Raw genomic sequence first — 14,188 nt, 5'->3', positions numbered from 1 at the left:
AGAAACGACATTCGGCACGAATGTCGCCCCACCCCCGACGCGGATATGCGCACACAGCACGAATCGCGCCCCGCCCCGGGACGGACGCGCACACCGCGGGCGGCGCCCGCGCACGATCCGTGCGCGGATGCGCGCGGGGACGCGGGAAAGCGTCGCTCCGGGCGACATACACTGGATAAGTGACAGCGTACGTCTCGGCCTTCGACCTGTTCTCGATCGGCATCGGTCCCTCGAGTTCGCACACCGTCGGACCACTCCGGGCCGCCGCGGCGTTCGCCTCCCGCCTGCAGGACGAGGGGATGCTCGACCGCGTCGACCAGGTCACCTGCACGCTGTACGGGTCGCTCGGCTCCACCGGCATCGGCCACGGGACCCCGGATGCCGTCATCGCCGGCCTGCGCGGGCTGCAGCCGGAGACCTGCCGCCCGGAGGACGTCCGCGGCGCCTGGTCCGACTTGCAGCCGGGCGCGACCCTTATGCTGGCCGGCGCTCGCACCATCCCGCTGGCGAAGGACGACATCGCCTTCGAGCCGCGGACCCGACTGCCCGGCCACCCGAACGCGCTGACCCTGCGCGCGTGGGGCCGGTCGGAGTCGGGCGAGCGCTCGCCGCTCCCCCTGCTCGAGGAGACGTACTACTCCATCGGCGGCGGGTTCATCCGCCGCGACGGTGAGGAGGCCGCGCTCGCCGCGCGCAAGTCGCACCCGCTCCCGTACGGCACCGCCGAGGAGCTGCTGGCGATCTGCGAGCGGGACGGTATCCCGATCTGCGAGGTCGCGCGCCGCAACGAGATCGCGCTGCACGGTGCCGACGCGACCCGCGAGCGGCTGGACCTGATCTGGGAGGCGATGGCCGAGTGCGTCGCCCGGGGACTCGCGGGCGACGGGACGCTGCCCGGCGGACTCGGCGTCCGTCGGCGTGCCGCCGCGATGCGCGAGCACCTGGAGTCGGTGCAGGACGACCCGGGCCGCGCGACCGCCCTGGAGTGGCTTCACGCCTTCGCGCTCGCGGTCAACGAGGAGAACGCCTCGGGCGGCCGCGTGGTCACGGCACCCACGAACGGCGCGGCGGGCATCGTGCCGGCCGTCGCCCACTACTACCTGCGCTTCGTCCCCGGGGCGTCGGCCGAGGGCATCCGCCAGTACCTGCTCACCGCGACGGCCATCGGCTCGCTGTTCAAGGCGAACGCGTCGATCTCGGGCGCCGAGGGAGGCTGCCAGGCGGAGGTCGGCTCGGCCTGCGCGATGGCCGCGGGCGCCCTCTGCGCGGTGCTCGGCGGGACGCCGCGGCAGGTGGAGAACGCCGCTGAGATCGCGATGGAGCACCACCTCGGACTCACGTGCGACCCGGTCGGCGGCCTGGTGCAGATCCCGTGCATCGAGCGGAACGCGATCGCCTCGTCCACCGCTGTCTCCGCCGCCCGGCTGGCGTTGCACGGCGACGGCCGGCACCTGGTGTCGCTGGACACGGTGATCGAGACGATGCGCCAGACAGGCATCGACATGTCCACCAAGTACAAGGAGACGAGCGAAGGCGGCCTCGCGGTCAACGTCATCGAGTGCTGAGGGAGCGCCGCCCCCTGCCGCCGCGCCGGACTCCGAGCCGGTTCGGAGCCTTCCGCAATACGCTCGCGATCATGACCGTGATGGACATCCCCTTCCAAACCATCGATGGCGCGCCGACCAGCCTGTCCGCATTCGCGGGCAAGGTGATCCTCGTCGTCAATGTCGCCTCCCGCTGCGGGCTCGCCCCGCAGTACGAGAAGCTCGAGCAACTGCAGAAGGAGTACGGTGACCGCGGGTTCACGGTCGTGGGCTTCCCCAGCAACCAGTTCCTGCAGGAGCTGAGTTCGACCGACGCCATCAAGGAGTACTGCTCCACCACGTGGGGCGTCACGTTCCCGATGATGGAGAAGGTGCGGCTGAACGGGCGCAACGCGCATCCGCTCTACCAGGAGCTGACGAAGACGCCGGACGAGGACGGCAAGGCGGGCCGGGTGAAGTGGAACTTCGAGAAGTTCGTCATCACGCCCGACGGCGCCGTGTACCGCTTCCGCCCGCAGACCGAGCCGGACGACCCGGCCATCATCGACCTGATCGAGGAGTCGCTGCCCGCGGCTGCCTGAGGCGGCGAAGACCGCGCCGCGAACACGCGCCTAGGCGCGCCGGAACCACCGTCCGCCGACTCGCTCCGTGAGCCGCCAGCCGCCCGTCTCCGCCACGGCGCCGAGCCGTGCCACGGTGTGCTCGGCGACGCGCAGCGCCCCGGGGACGCCGTCCTCGGTGAACCGCACCGTGATGCGCGCCTCGCCGGCGACGACGTCGACGCTGCTGGCCTCCACGACGGCGAGTTCGCGCGCCGCGTCGGCCGCCGTCGGCTCCACCGAACGCGGGTCGACGCCCGGTCGCAGACGGCCGACGGCGACGATCACGCGGAAGGAGGGCACCCGCTGAGCCTACGCGCGTCGCTGTCCCGGTTTCCGGCGGCGAGGCGTACGCTGACCCGGTCGGGAAGGCACGATCGGGGGATCGGAAGGGGTGTGCTCGTGAACGATGCGAGGACGGAGGAGCTCGAGGTGACGAGGGTCGACGACGACGCTCTGACCGCCGCCGAGCTGCAGGAGTTGAAGGCTCTGCTGCGGGAGCGGCGCGACGGCGATGTCGCCGAGGCGCAGCGGATGGCGGAGTCGCTCGGGGTTCTGCTGGCGTCGCGGTCGGAGTCGACCGCCGACGACGAGCACGACCCGGAAGGGCCGACGCTGTCGTCGGAGTGGAGCCGGCTGCAGGCGCTGCGGTCGGATGCCGCGCACGACATCGTGGCGGTGGATGCGGCCCTCGAGCGCATCCGGCGCGGAACCTACGGCACCTGCCTGCGGTGCGGCCGTTCCATCGGCGTCGACCGCCTTCGGGCGCGACCGACCGCGGAGTTGTGCATCCGATGCGCCGTCGCGGTCGAGAGCTGAGCCGCCCGGGCGACCGAGCGCCGGCACAGCTCGACGCATCCGCTCAGCTCGACGACCGCGCCGCCAGGTACACCGCCTCCGTCCGGCTGGACGCGCCGACCTTGCGCAGGATGCTGGACACGTGCACGCTCGCCGTCTTGGCGCTGATGTAGAGCCGTTCGCCGATCTGCTTGTTGCTGAGACCCTGCTCGATCAGCGCGAGCACCTGCTCCTCCCGCTCGGTCAGCGGTGCGCCGTGCGCCGCCGCGACGGGCGCCGTGCGCAGCGCGGGCTGCGCGCCGAGCGCGTCGGCGGCCTCCACGAGCAGCCGGATTCCGGAAGCCTCGGCGAGAGCCCGGCCGTCGGCGATCAATCCTGCCGCGCGCTCACGGTCGCCGGCGGCGAGCGCGACGCGGGCGCCCCGCAGCAGGGCGTACGGGCGCACGTGGACGGGTGCAACCGCGAGAGCGCCCGCGTCCGCCGCGACCCGCCACGCCTCCTCGGCATCGGCGTAGCGCTCCCCGCGGTCGGCCACGCCGGAGACGGCGGCCCGGGCGGTCGCGAGCTCCGCGTCGGCCAGCGGCGCCCAGGCGTCCGCGGTCGGCCAGCCGCGCAGGTCGTCCAGCACGGCCTCCAGCCGATCCGCCTCGGAGTCCACGTCGAGCGCGGCTCCGGCGACCTCGACGACCGAGCTCCCTCCGTCCTGGGTCGCGAGCTCGGCCAGGGCCCGCGCGGCGTTGACGAGCACCGGGAGGTCGTAGCCGGGCATGCGCCGGAAGGGCGGCTCCCCGAGCCCGTGCGTCTCGGCCCACGCACGCTCGTAGTCGCCGAGGGCGATCGCGGTCTCCCCCGCCACGCGCGCGAGGGACAGCCGGGTCTGCTGCTCCAGCTCGGCCAGGGCCCGCAGCGGCGTGCGGAACCGGCGCAGCAGCTCGTCCGCCCGCCCCGGCTCGCCGTGCCACACCCAGAGGCGGGCGCGCTGCAGCTGCGCGCACAGCCCGGCGCGGTCGTCGAAGCCGAGCGCCACGCGCAGCAGGTCCTCCGCCCGCTCGAACTCGCCGAGCGCGATGAGCGGCTCGGCCGTGTTCGCCGCGAGCCAGATGCCCGAGGTGCGCTCCACTCCGCGCTCACGTGCGCGGGCGACGCCGGACTGCGCCAGCCGCACCGCGTCGGCGTATCGCCCGACCGAGTTGAGCGCGTCGGACGCGTTCACGGCGTAGCGCAGCGTCGCGCCCGCGTCCCCGGCGGCGAGAGATCCGGCGAGCTCGAACTCCGCGAACCCCTCGTCGAGCCGGTCCGAGGCGACGAGAGAGGACGCGAGGATGTTGTGCGCGACCGAGCGCATCGGCGGCGCGGCGGTCTCCGCCTCCGCGAGCGCCGCGCGCGCCGTCTCGATCGCGGCCTCGAAGTCGCCCGCCAGCATCCGCAGAGCCGCCAGCTCGGTGAGCAGGTGCGGCCGCAGCGGATCGCCCGAGGGGACGGCCTGCGGCGGCACCAGCGCGAGCGCACGCTCCAGCAGTTCCGTGCCTCCGGGACGGTTGAGGTTCGCCAAGTACTGCGCCTTGTCGCGCAGCAGGCGCGCGTGCCGCGAGGGCGCGAGCCCGTCCGCCTCGGCGAGCGCGACGTCGACGAGCGCCAGGGCGCGGTCGTTGTTGCCCGCGTTGCGCAGCGCCGACGCCGTGCGGGCGATGACGGCGATCCGGTCTCGGCCGCTCAGCTCCTCCGCATCCGGGACGCTGTCCCACAGCTCGAGCACCCGGTCGCCCATCGCCGCCGCCGTCGCGTAGGCGTAGGAGCGCTTCGCCTCCTCCATCGCCTCCAGCGAGGCGATGAACGCGCGCCGAACGTCGTGGGCGGCCAGCCAGTGCGCGGAGAGCTGCACCGCCGAGCACTGCGGCGACGCCTCCAGCGCCTCCGCGTAACGGGTGTGGAACCGCGTCCGTTCGCCCGGAAGCAGGTCGGCGTGGATGGCCTCCCGCACCAGCGCGTGACGGAACGAGTACTCGGTGGAGTCGGCCGCCAGGATGTTCGCGGTGACCGCCTCGCGTGCGGCGGCATCCAGCTGCTCGGGCGTGCCCTCGAACACCGCGGCGAGCAGGTCGTGCGTGACGCAGACGCCGCCTGCGGCGAGCACCCGCAGCAGCCGCTGCGCAGGCTCGCTCAGGCGCTCGAAGCGGGCGAGCACCAGCTCCCGCAGCGTCTCAGGCAGGTCGTCTCCGGAGCGCAGGCCGTCAATGCCGACCAGCTCTTCCACGAAGAACGGCACGCCCTCGCTCAGCTCGGTCACGCGCTCCAGCGAACCGTCGTCGGGCGTTCGGCCGAGCAGCTGTTCGACCAGCTGAGCGACCTGCTCACTGCCCAGACGGGGCAGTTCCCAGCGCGTCACCCGCCGGGTGCGTTCGAGCTCGGGAAGCCACGACCGGAGGACGTGCCCGCGCGGCACCTCCTCGCTCCGGTAGGTCAGCACGACCAGGAGGCGACCGCGTTCGCCCATGCGGATGATGAACCGCAGCAGTTCGAGCGTGGACCGGTCGGCCCACTGGAGGTCTTCGATCGCCAGGATGACGAGGCGCTCGGCGGACAGTTTCTCCAGCAGTTCCGTCACGAGTTCGTAGAGCCGCTCGGCCCCGGTGCGCGGCGGGACCGCCGACTCGTCGGCCAGCTCGGGCAGCAGCGCGGGCAGGACGCCCGCACTGGAGCCGGCGATCTCGAGGACGCGATCGAGCCCGGCCACCTGGACGAGTCTCCGCAGCACCGCCGCGAACGGAGCGTACGGCGCTCCGTCGGCGCCCAGGTCGACGCACCGGCCGAGCAGCACGGTGGCGGTGGACTCCTGGCCGGCGAGGAAATCCTCGAGCAGGCGCGACTTGCCGATACCCGCCTCCCCGCCGATGACGACGGCGCGCGGCTCCCCCGCCGCGGCCGCCGCCGCCTCGGCGCGCAGAGCCTCCAGATCGGGTTCGCGCCCGATCAGCGTGAGGCTCGACGTCGCTGCTCGCATGGCTTCATCGTGCCACGAGCCACCGACATCCGGACCAGCCCCGCGCCCCGCTTCGCTCGGGGCAGACAGGCCGGACCCGGCCGGCTGCGACGGGTCAGCGGGAGGCGTGGGCGAGCTCCCTCTGCGGGGCGGCCGCCGACGCGTCCGCGGCCGCGACACGAGCCCGGCGCACACGCTCCCACAGGTGGTGGACCCGCGCGCCGTCCCGTCCCCCGGCCTGCTCCGCAGCGCGCGCACGCCGTCCCCGTTCGGCCTCGGTACGCGCCGTCTCGCCGGCCCGCACCCGCATGTCCACGAACTCCTCCAGCAGCATGATCGCTCCCCTCCTGCATCCGCCGCGCACTCTGCCCGGCGATGACTTCAGACTGCTCGCTAAGGCATCCCCCGGACATCGGGAGGATGCCCTATTCCGGCCCCACTCCGGACGCCTAAGACGCGACGACGCTTAAGGGGCTTCACGGGCCGGGAACGCGGGGGCAGCATGGTGCCCATGGCGACGATCAACGAACTCCAGCCCCCGTACGCGGTCGGCTACTTCGTGGGCAGCCTGTCCACGCAGTCGGTCAACCGGACGCTCTCCCGCGCCCTCCTCCGGCTCGCGCCCTCCGAGCTCACCTTCACCGAGATCCCGATCGGCGGGCTGCCGCTGTACAACCGCGACCTCGACGGCGACTTCCCGCCCGAGGCGCGCGACTTCAAGGCCCTGATCGCCCGGCAGGATGCGCTGCTCTTCATCACGCCGGAGTACAACCGCTCCATCCCGGGCGCCCTGAAGAACGCGATCGACTGGGCCAGCCGCCCGTACGGCGAGAACGTCATCGCCCGCAAGGCGACCGCCGTGATCGGAGCCTCGCCCGGGCAGATCGGCACCGCGGTCGGGCAGCAGCACCTGCGGAGCATCCTGAGCTTCCTCCAGGCGCCGCAGATGAACGCGCCGGAGGCCTACATCTGGATGCGCCCCGGCCTCATCGAGGAGGACGGCACCGTCACCGACCCGGGCACCGAGGAATTCCTGCGCGGCTATATGAACGCCTTCTTCGAGTACATCGAGCGCGTGCTGACGGTGGTGCCGCCGGCATCGTGAAGCTTCAGGACGAGGGCGGCACGCGCTCGGTGGAGCTGCGCCCGGCCGCCCGGGAGGACGGCGGCGCCGAGCACGACGGGGCCCGCCGCATCGTTGTCGACGCCGTCGTGCACGACGACGCCCGCCGCTGGACGCTCTCCGAGGCCTGCCTGACCACCGCGGAGGCGCGCGACCTCGCCGCCTGGCTGGCCGGCCTCGCCGAGGACACCACCGCCGACGCCGACGAGTGGACCGCCATCGCCTTCGCGTCGAACGCCGTCTCGATGAGCGGTCATCGCATCCCAGGCGGCACGGTCGACCTGCGCATCGCGGTGCTGCGGATGCGCTCGGAAGGGACCGGCACGACAGACGTCGTCGTCGGGCTGCGCACGTCCGAGGAGGCGGTGATCGCGGCCGCCCGCGAGCTCATCGCCGAGGTGGATGCGCTCGCGGAGCGGCCCGCGGACGTGTGAGAACGGGGCTACCGACCACCGTTCCCCCTCCACCGCACCACCTGCCCCCCACTCCTTTCCACTCGAAGGGTGCGGGGGTGCTTTTTGCGTGCATACCGAACACCTCGATGGATGCCGCGTAACGATCCGCCTGATGCGTCGTCTTCATGGGTGACGGGGTCATCCCCCGCACGGTCGCGAACTGCACCGCCCCTTCCGGACTTCGGGTGAGGGACACGAGGATCGCGCGTTCGAAGACGAACGAAATGGAAGATTCAGATGAACCGACTGACGAAGGTGGCGTCGGCAAGCGGCATTGCGCTGGGCCTGATCCTCGGGACCGGCATCACCGCGGCTCATGCGGAGGAGGCACCCGGGTCAGCTGAGGCCGTGTTCGATGAATTCGTGGACACCCTGAAAGTCGACGCCAAGACCGATGCCGCGTTGAGCGAGCGGTTCGATGACCTGCCACCAGCCGAGCAGGAGCGGGTCGCTGACGCAATCGAGGAGAATCCGCTGTCCGTGATGGAGTTCGACGCCGGTGCACCAACGCTGACCTCTGGAACGGGAACCACTGCTCAGCCGGCGCTGGCACGCAACATCGCCAGCTCCATCACGACGGCGGCGCATCTCAACGTCGCCACCACCAAACTAGGCTCTGCACGGAATGCCGCCAGCAGGCTCCACATCCAGGCGGCCGCGGCTGCGCCTCGGTACACGGCGACCTACCCGGTGAACGCAAGCCTGTTCGGGATCACGACGGGCACATTCAACCTGCGCTACGTGTTCGAGGCCACGTCGACGAACGTCACCCGGAACCTGGAATGCACGGGATGGTTCACCGGAGCAGCCGGAGTCTGGAACATCAGCACCAGCCAAAGCAACTACGTCTCCGGCGGTCAGGGCGCCTGCACGGTCAAGTACAACATGTCGCTTGCTTTCAAGGGGTCTTTCTTCAGCACCAACAAGCAGCAGCAGCTCGTGTACACGGGCACCAGGCTTATCAGCGCGAGCCTGAAGAACATCTAGCCATGACCACCCCTGCGATGGCCCGAACCCACCCCGCCGTGGCCGACCGGTGGCTGCTAGTCGCTTCAGTAGGAGTGAGCGTTCTCGCCCCGCTCGTATGGCCTGCTCTCATCGGCGCGGTTGTCCTCTTGGTCTGGGCCTCGGTGCGATTGGCGCGTCAGCGGCCCCGTTCGGTGGCGATGCTCACCACTGCGATCGTCGTGCTCAGCATGTCAATCGTTGTCGCGGTGGCACTTGGTGTGGCTACCGCCGCAACAGCGGACGACACCGGCGATGGGAAGGTGACCCTCGTCCCCGGGTGATCAGCCCGTCCCCTGGCCGTGGCCCTGGCCCCAAGGTTTCTATCCCTTCGGGCCGGGGCCGCCCTCGTTGTGAGAGCCTCGCAGCTGCGCCGTCACGGCGCTCTACCGGCCGCCCTCCCGCTTGCGGTGCCGCTGCTGCACCGCCTGCTCGCCGTACGGGTAGATGTCGGTCCGCGGCGTGCTGGCGTCATCGAGGCGGGCGCGTTGCTCGTCCGACAGGTGGACGTCGGCGGCTCCCAGGTTGTCCTCGAGCTGCTCGACCGTGCGGGCGCCCAGTATGACGGACGTCACGGCGGGCCGCCCGCTCAGCCACGCCAGCGACACCTGCGACGCCGAGGCGCCGGTCTCCTGGGCGACCGCGTTGACCGTGTCGATGATCTCCCACGTGCGCGGGTCGGCGTTGCGCGCCTCCCACGCCTCCATGCCCCGTGTCGGGTTCTCGCCCAGGCGGGTCGCGCCCGTCGGCGGCTCATCCCGGCGGTACTTGCCGCTCAGCCAGCCGCCCGCGAGCGGCGACCAGGGCAGCAGGCCGATCCCCGCATCCAGCGCCGCCGGCACCACCTCGTGCTCGATGCCGCGCACGATCAGGCTGTACTGCGGCTGCAGGGTCACCGGCGGCGCCCAGCCGTGGGCGCGGGCCACGTGCACGGCCTTCGTGAGCTGCCAGCCGAGGTAGTTCGAGAAGCCGTAGTACGAGATCTTGCCCGCGCTGATCGCGTCGTCGAGGAACCGCAGCGTCTCCTCGATCGGCGTGAGCGCATCCCACGCGTGCATCTGGTAGAGGTCGATGTGCTCGACACCGAGACGACGGAGGGACGCGTCCAGCGCGGTGCGCAGGTGCGCCCGCGAGAGGCCGAGGTCGTTGGGTCCGCCGCCCATCGGGAAGCGGCCCTTGGTCGCGATCACGACGCCGTCGCGGCGGCCGGGGTTGCGCGACAGCCAGCGTCCGATGATCGACTCGGACGCACCGGCGGTGTAGACGTCGGCCGTGTCGAGGAAGTTGCCCCCGCCGTCCAGGTAGCGCTCCAGGATGGCGTGCGAGGTCTGCTCGTCGGCCTCCGCGCCGAAGGTCATGGTGCCGAGGGCGAACTCCGACACGATCGTTCCGCTGTTTCCGAGATTCCGTAGCTGCATGACGCGAACCTAGCCCCGTATCCGTGCTTCGCATACTGTGTGCGTTCGTGAGGCTCCTCCTGATCTCCGACACGCACATCCCGAAGCGCGCGCGCTCGCTGCCCGACCAGGTCATGGCGGCGGTGGATGCGGCGGACGTCGTCGTGCACGCCGGCGACTGGGTGGATGCGGCGACGCTCGACCTGCTGGAGCAGCGGTCGAAGCGGCTGGTCGGCGTCTACGGCAACAACGACGGACCGGAGCTGCGGCGGCGGCTGCCGGAGGTCGCGCATGTGTCGCTGGGCGGCCTCCGCTTCTCCGTCGTACATGAGACAGGGCCGGCGACGGGGCGCGAGGCGCGGTGCGACCGGGACTTCCCGGACACGGACGTCCTCGTGTTCGGGCACTCGCACATCCCCTGGGACACCGTGACGCCGCGCGGGATGCGGCTGCTCAACCCCGGCTCGCCGACCGACCGGCGTCGGCAGCCGGTCGGCACGTACCTCAGCGTCGAGCTCACCGACGGCCGGCTCGGCGACGTCGTGCTGGTGCCGGTCCCGCGACCCTGACGGCCGGCGCGGCATCCAGGGGGCGCAACACGCCGTTATGCGCGGCGGATAACGGCGTGTTGCGACCCCTCGTTGGCCGGGGCCCGGGTGGATGCGCGGCTCAGGCGCGCAGGAAGCCGTCGACCAGCATGCCGCGCACGGCGGGGAGGAGGTCGGCGCGCAGGGCGTCCTCGTCCACCTCGAGCAGCTGCGCCAGCGCGGCGACGATCGCGCCGACGCTCAGCTCGCCGTCGGACGCACCGACCAGGGCCGCCAGGCCCGTGTCGGCCGCGACCGCGCGGCCGAAGCCGCCGCCCTGCCGCAGCAGGATCGCGGTGGGCGCGTCGGCGCCCGGCCACAGGTGACGCTCCTCCGTCACGTCGCCCGAGACCACTGGGCGCAGCCGCAGCAGTTCGTCGTCCGTGAGCGCCGCCTGCAGGTCGTGCGCGGCCAGCGCCTCCCCGAGGTGCACGCCGAGACCGGCCTCGTTGGCGCCGAGCGACCCGTGAAGCCGCTCGAACCGGCGCAGCGTCGGCGTGCCCTCCGCCCGGCGCAGCAGCAGGTAGCCGAAGCCGACCGACCGCACGTCCCGGCTGTCGAAGTCGTCCAGCCACGCGGCGAGCAGCCGCTCGAACTCCGGCGATCCCGGACGCGTGCCGCCGTCGCGGATCCACGTCTCGGCGTAGCGCACCGCATCCTCGACATCGCGCTCGATCACCCACGCGTCGAGCGGCTCCGGCGACGCGTCGACCCAGTCGCGGACGCGCAGCAGCCCGTCCCCCGTTCCGCGGTACTCCCAGTTGCCTAGCAGCTGCGCGACGCCGCCTGGGGTCAGGTGCTCCGCGCATCCACTCACGAACGACGCGACCAGCCCGTCGCCGACCATCCCGCCGTCGCGGTACTCGTAGGCGGGCACGCCGTCGGTGCGCGGCGTGATGACGAACGGCGGATTGGACACGATGTGGTCGAACCGCTCCCCCGCGACCGGCTCGAACATGCTGCCGAGGCGCAGCTCAACCCCTCCGATCTCGTTCAGCGCCAGGTTGAGGGCCGCGATCCGGAGCGCCCGCGGCGAGATGTCGGTGGCGACCACCCGGCGGGCGTGGCGGGCGGCGTGCATCGCCTGGATGCCGCATCCCGTGCCGAGGTCGAGCGCGCTCTCGACCGGCGCCTGCAGCATGAGGCCGCTCAGCGTCAGGGAGGCGCCGCCGACGCCGAGCACGTGGTCCTCGGGCAGTGCGTGGCCGAGGGCCAGCTCGCCCAGGTCTGAGACGATCCACCACTCGGCGGGACCGGCCGCATCCACGAAGCCGTACGGGCGCAGGTCGACGGCCGCGGAGATCGTGCCGGACGCATCGTCCGAGGTGACGAGCCCCAGCGCGATGGCTCCGTCGACGCCGAGCGCCGGCAGTGCAGCGGCGGCCGCGTCGGCGGCGACCGGCAGGCCGAGCACGAACAGGCGGGCCAGCGTCGCGAGGGCGGACGGCTCGCGCCGGGCCAGCGCCCGCTCGGCCGGGACGCGCTGCCCCCGGTGCAGCGCCTCGGCCGCCTCCTCACCCCACAGCCGCGTCAGCGCGTCGACGGACAGGCCCGCCGCGAGCAGGTCGGAGCGGAGGTCCGGGATGCGGTCGGCGGCCGGAAGAGCGGAGTCGGTCATCCCTCCATTGAAACCCATGCGCGGCGCCGCCGCGGCGCCGGCGGTGACTGCGCCCTCCCGGAACGTCTGCGCCCCGGCGAGCACCCGCACACGTTCCGAACGGTGGCAGTCACACCCGGCGCGGCGCCGGCGCGGCGCGGCCCCGACCGCCGCTGGCGGGTCCGGGGGCAGAATGGGGCCATGATCCGCAGGCGAGCGATCGTGACCGGGGGCGTCCAGGGCGTCGGGTTCCGCTGGAGCGCGCGGGAGGCCGCGCAGCGCATCGGGGTGTCCGGCTGGGCGCGCAACCGCCTCGACGGCACCGTGGAGGCGGAGGTGCAGGGCGACCAGGACCAGGTCGACCGGATGCTGGACTGGCTGCGCACCGGGCCGCCCGGCGCCTCCGTCGACTCCGTCACCGTCACCGACGTCCCAACCCAGGACGACGACGCCTTCCGCATCCGCACCACCTCCTGAGCGCCGCGCCCGCCGCGCCCGCCCCCCGCGCGCCCTCCGCCCCTCCGTCGAGTACACGAAAAGTGCACGCGACACGCCGCCGAAGCGTGCACTTTTCGTGTACTCGACGGAGGGACGGACCGCGGGACAGACGGAGCGCCCAGACCGCGGGACGGACCCGGCACGCACCCGGCACGGACGCAGGACGCGACGCGGCGCCAGCGCGCGGGCAGAATGGGGGCATGACGCGCGCCACACTGCTGACCATCACCATGCCGACCGGGACGCCCGAGGCGGGTGATCCGGGATTCGTCGTCGCCGACTTCGACGCGCCGCAGGTGCGCATCACCGACCTCGCGGTGACCCGGGGCGACGGCGTGTTCGAGACCATTGCGGTCATCAACGGGCACCCGCAGGCGCTGGAGCCGCACCTGGCGCGTCTCGCGCACTCCGCCGAGCTGCTCGACCTGCCGAAGCCCGCGCTGGACGTGTGGCGGGAGGCCGTCCGCGCCGGAGTGGCCGACTACCTGACACGCAACGGCGCCGGATCCGTCGAGGACGAGCTGTTCGCGAAGCTCATCTACACGCGCGGCGTGGAGGGCGCGGGCGCCCCGAGCGGCTGGCTGTTCGTCGACCTCGGCGAGGACTTCCGACAGGCCCGGCTCGGCATCAAGGTCGTCGTGCTCGACCGCGGCCTCCGGCACGACGTCGCCGAGACCTCCCCGTGGCTGCTCGCCGGCGCGAAGACCCTGTCGTATGCGGTGAACCGCGCCGCCCAGCGCGAGGCCGTGCGCCGCGGCGCCGACGACGTGCTGTTCGTGAGCAGCGACGGCTACGCGCTCGAGGGACCCACCTCGAACGTCGTAACCCTCACCGACGGCGTCGTCCGCACCCCGAACACCGACCAGGGCATCCTCGCCGGAACGACCCAGGCGGCCGTCTTCGACTTCTTCGAGCGCCGCGGCCTCCGCACCGAGTTCGCACCGCTCGCCCTCGACGAGGTCGTCTCCGCCGACGCCATCTGGCTGGTGTCCAGCGTCCGGCAGGCGGCGCCCGTCACACACCTCGACGGGCGCGAGTACCCGGTGGATGCGGCGCTCACCGCGGAGCTCAACGCGTACCTCCTCGCACGGACGGAGTGACGGACCGAGTGAGGCACGGAGTGACCGACGGAGTGCCCGGTAGACACACCGTGTCACCCCGATTCGCGAGCGTCGGCGGCAGCGCCTAGGCTGATGCCACTGCGCGGCCGACGGCGACCGCGCGGCGGCCGCTGAAGCGTCCACGACCCCGGGGAAGGGAGGTGCGAGATGAGCGAGCAGGTGCCCCGAAGCATCGAGCTGCTGCGCCAGCAGGCGCGCGACGAGCTGTCCGCGATCATCGAGCACCGCTGCCGTGCGGGCGAGGACCCGTGGCAGTTCATCCCCGAGCTCCCCAGCGTGGACGAGCAGGTCGTCATCTCCCTCCGGGCGGGCGCCATCGAGGCGTTCGACCTCGCCGAGGAGCAGTCCCGGGCGCATCATCCCGCGGCCGGCCGCGAGATGTTCACCCGCTTCGAGTACTCGGTCCTCCGTCGCATCGCGCTGGAGCATCCCGAGCTGAGCGAAGCCGTCTGGGGGATGCTCGACAAGGTCGAGCGCGCCTGAC

General features: G+C 72.4%; 15 protein-coding genes. 10 read left to right on the top strand and 5 right to left on the bottom strand.

Features of this window, described 5'->3' with window-relative positions; genetic code table 11:
* The first annotated feature begins 179 nt into the window (after window positions 1-179).
* Together ACTJI1_RS04180 and ACTJI1_RS04175 are read left to right on the top strand one after the other, a co-directional pair.
* Window positions 180-1,565 carry an L-serine ammonia-lyase gene (locus ACTJI1_RS04180; RefSeq protein WP_440741655.1) on the top strand — a complete coding sequence of 462 codons (1,386 nt, stop codon included), beginning with the start codon at window positions 180-182 and terminating at the stop codon, window positions 1,563-1,565.
* Window positions 1,566-1,636: 71 nt separating this feature from the next.
* Window positions 1,637-2,125 carry a glutathione peroxidase gene (locus ACTJI1_RS04175; protein WP_310130394.1) on the top strand — a complete coding sequence of 163 codons (489 nt, stop codon included), beginning with the start codon at window positions 1,637-1,639 and terminating at the stop codon, window positions 2,123-2,125.
* Window positions 2,126-2,155: 30 nt separating this feature from the next.
* Here ACTJI1_RS04175 and ACTJI1_RS04170 read toward each other — a convergent pair whose 3' ends face one another.
* Window positions 2,156-2,446: a hypothetical protein gene (locus ACTJI1_RS04170; protein WP_440741654.1), complete on the bottom strand. Its 291-nt coding sequence runs from the start codon at window positions 2,444-2,446 to the stop codon at window positions 2,156-2,158.
* A 99-nt stretch (window positions 2,447-2,545) separates the two neighbouring features.
* Between ACTJI1_RS04170 and ACTJI1_RS04165 the strand changes: the two genes are divergently transcribed.
* On the top strand, window positions 2,546-2,962 hold the full coding sequence (locus ACTJI1_RS04165) for a TraR/DksA family transcriptional regulator (protein ID WP_440741653.1): 417 nt from the start codon (window positions 2,546-2,548) through the stop codon (window positions 2,960-2,962).
* A 43-nt stretch (window positions 2,963-3,005) separates the two neighbouring features.
* Here the strand turns inward: ACTJI1_RS04165 and ACTJI1_RS04160 are convergent, their stop codons facing one another.
* Both ACTJI1_RS04160 and ACTJI1_RS04155 read right to left on the bottom strand, forming a co-directional pair.
* Window positions 3,006-5,942 carry a helix-turn-helix transcriptional regulator gene (locus ACTJI1_RS04160; RefSeq protein ID WP_440741652.1) on the bottom strand — a complete coding sequence of 979 codons (2,937 nt, stop codon included), beginning with the start codon at window positions 5,940-5,942 and terminating at the stop codon, window positions 3,006-3,008.
* A 94-nt stretch (window positions 5,943-6,036) separates the two neighbouring features.
* On the bottom strand, window positions 6,037-6,255 hold the full coding sequence (locus ACTJI1_RS04155; protein ID WP_440741651.1) for a hypothetical protein: 219 nt from the start codon (window positions 6,253-6,255) through the stop codon (window positions 6,037-6,039).
* A 168-nt stretch (window positions 6,256-6,423) separates the two neighbouring features.
* Here ACTJI1_RS04155 and ACTJI1_RS04150 point away from each other — a divergent pair, with 168 nt between their 5' ends.
* The 3 genes from ACTJI1_RS04150 (at window position 6,424) to ACTJI1_RS04140 (ending at window position 8,486) form a co-directional block, all read left to right on the top strand.
* Window positions 6,424-7,026, top strand: coding sequence for an NADPH-dependent FMN reductase (locus ACTJI1_RS04150; protein ID WP_310130408.1), 603 nt, complete (start codon window positions 6,424-6,426; stop codon window positions 7,024-7,026).
* Window positions 7,023-7,478: a WapI family immunity protein gene (locus ACTJI1_RS04145; protein ID WP_440741650.1), complete on the top strand. Its 456-nt coding sequence runs from the start codon at window positions 7,023-7,025 to the stop codon at window positions 7,476-7,478. The genes ACTJI1_RS04150 and ACTJI1_RS04145 overlap by 4 nt, the downstream gene beginning before the upstream one ends.
* A 258-nt stretch (window positions 7,479-7,736) precedes the next feature.
* A complete protein-coding gene (locus ACTJI1_RS04140) occupies window positions 7,737-8,486 on the top strand; it encodes a hypothetical protein (RefSeq protein ID WP_440741649.1) in 750 nt (249 codons plus the stop codon).
* Between the two features lie 404 nt (window positions 8,487-8,890).
* Here the strand turns inward: ACTJI1_RS04140 and ACTJI1_RS04135 are convergent, their stop codons facing one another.
* Window positions 8,891-9,922: an aldo/keto reductase gene (locus tag ACTJI1_RS04135; protein ID WP_440741648.1), complete on the bottom strand. Its 1,032-nt coding sequence runs from the start codon at window positions 9,920-9,922 to the stop codon at window positions 8,891-8,893.
* Window positions 9,923-9,969: 47 nt separating this feature from the next.
* On the opposite strand from ACTJI1_RS04135, the gene ACTJI1_RS04130 reads away from it, so the two are divergent.
* Complete coding sequence (locus tag ACTJI1_RS04130; RefSeq protein ID WP_440741647.1) at window positions 9,970-10,470, top strand: metallophosphoesterase family protein; 501 nt, start codon at window positions 9,970-9,972, stop codon at window positions 10,468-10,470.
* 100 nt (window positions 10,471-10,570) lie between these two features.
* On the opposite strand, the gene ACTJI1_RS04125 is transcribed toward ACTJI1_RS04130, so the two are convergent.
* On the bottom strand, window positions 10,571-12,106 hold the full coding sequence (locus ACTJI1_RS04125; protein ID WP_440741646.1) for a DUF7059 domain-containing protein: 1,536 nt from the start codon (window positions 12,104-12,106) through the stop codon (window positions 10,571-10,573).
* A gap of 180 nt (window positions 12,107-12,286) precedes the next feature.
* Between ACTJI1_RS04125 and ACTJI1_RS04120 the strand changes: the two genes are divergently transcribed.
* From ACTJI1_RS04120 to ACTJI1_RS04110, 3 genes are all read left to right on the top strand, one after another.
* Window positions 12,287-12,562, top strand: coding sequence for an acylphosphatase (locus ACTJI1_RS04120; protein ID WP_440741645.1), 276 nt, complete (start codon window positions 12,287-12,289; stop codon window positions 12,560-12,562).
* A gap of 221 nt (window positions 12,563-12,783) precedes the next feature.
* The gene (locus tag ACTJI1_RS04115; RefSeq protein ID WP_440741644.1) at window positions 12,784-13,683 is read left to right on the top strand and encodes an aminodeoxychorismate lyase; all 900 of its coding nucleotides are present in this window, start codon (window positions 12,784-12,786) and stop codon (window positions 13,681-13,683) included.
* Between the two features lie 168 nt (window positions 13,684-13,851).
* Window positions 13,852-14,187 carry a hypothetical protein gene (locus ACTJI1_RS04110; RefSeq protein WP_310130423.1) on the top strand — a complete coding sequence of 112 codons (336 nt, stop codon included), beginning with the start codon at window positions 13,852-13,854 and terminating at the stop codon, window positions 14,185-14,187.
* The last annotated feature ends 1 nt before the right edge of the window (window position 14,188 follow it).

Origin of the sequence: Leifsonia sp. 22587, assembly GCF_052044215.1 — a bacterium.
GTDB classification, from domain to species: Bacteria; Actinomycetota; Actinomycetes; order Actinomycetales; family Microbacteriaceae; genus Leifsonia; species Leifsonia shinshuensis_C.
The sequence above is the reverse complement of the archived record's forward strand: the minus strand, read 5'-3'. Positions and strand labels throughout refer to the sequence as shown.

Bases quoted from the DNA above. Each gene is read 5' to 3' on its own strand.
- ACTJI1_RS04175 (WP_310130394.1), top strand. From the start codon at position 1,637: ATGACCGTGATGGACATCCCCTTCCAAACCATCGATGGCGCGCCGACC.
- ACTJI1_RS04160 (WP_440741652.1), bottom strand. From the start codon at position 5,942: ATGCGAGCAGCGACGTCGAGCCTCACGCTGATCGGGCGCGAACCCGAT.
- ACTJI1_RS04155 (WP_440741651.1), bottom strand. From the start codon at position 6,255: ATGCTGCTGGAGGAGTTCGTGGACATGCGGGTGCGGGCCGGCGAGACG.
- ACTJI1_RS04150 (WP_310130408.1), top strand. From the start codon at position 6,424: ATGGTGCCCATGGCGACGATCAACGAACTCCAGCCCCCGTACGCGGTC.
- ACTJI1_RS04140 (WP_440741649.1), top strand. From the start codon at position 7,737: ATGAACCGACTGACGAAGGTGGCGTCGGCAAGCGGCATTGCGCTGGGC.
- ACTJI1_RS04135 (WP_440741648.1), bottom strand. From the start codon at position 9,922: ATGCAGCTACGGAATCTCGGAAACAGCGGAACGATCGTGTCGGAGTTC.
- ACTJI1_RS04125 (WP_440741646.1), bottom strand. From the start codon at position 12,106: ATGACCGACTCCGCTCTTCCGGCCGCCGACCGCATCCCGGACCTCCGC.
- ACTJI1_RS04120 (WP_440741645.1), top strand. From the start codon at position 12,287: ATGATCCGCAGGCGAGCGATCGTGACCGGGGGCGTCCAGGGCGTCGGG.
- ACTJI1_RS04115 (WP_440741644.1), top strand. From the start codon at position 12,784: ATGACGCGCGCCACACTGCTGACCATCACCATGCCGACCGGGACGCCC.
- ACTJI1_RS04110 (WP_310130423.1), top strand. From the start codon at position 13,852: ATGAGCGAGCAGGTGCCCCGAAGCATCGAGCTGCTGCGCCAGCAGGCG.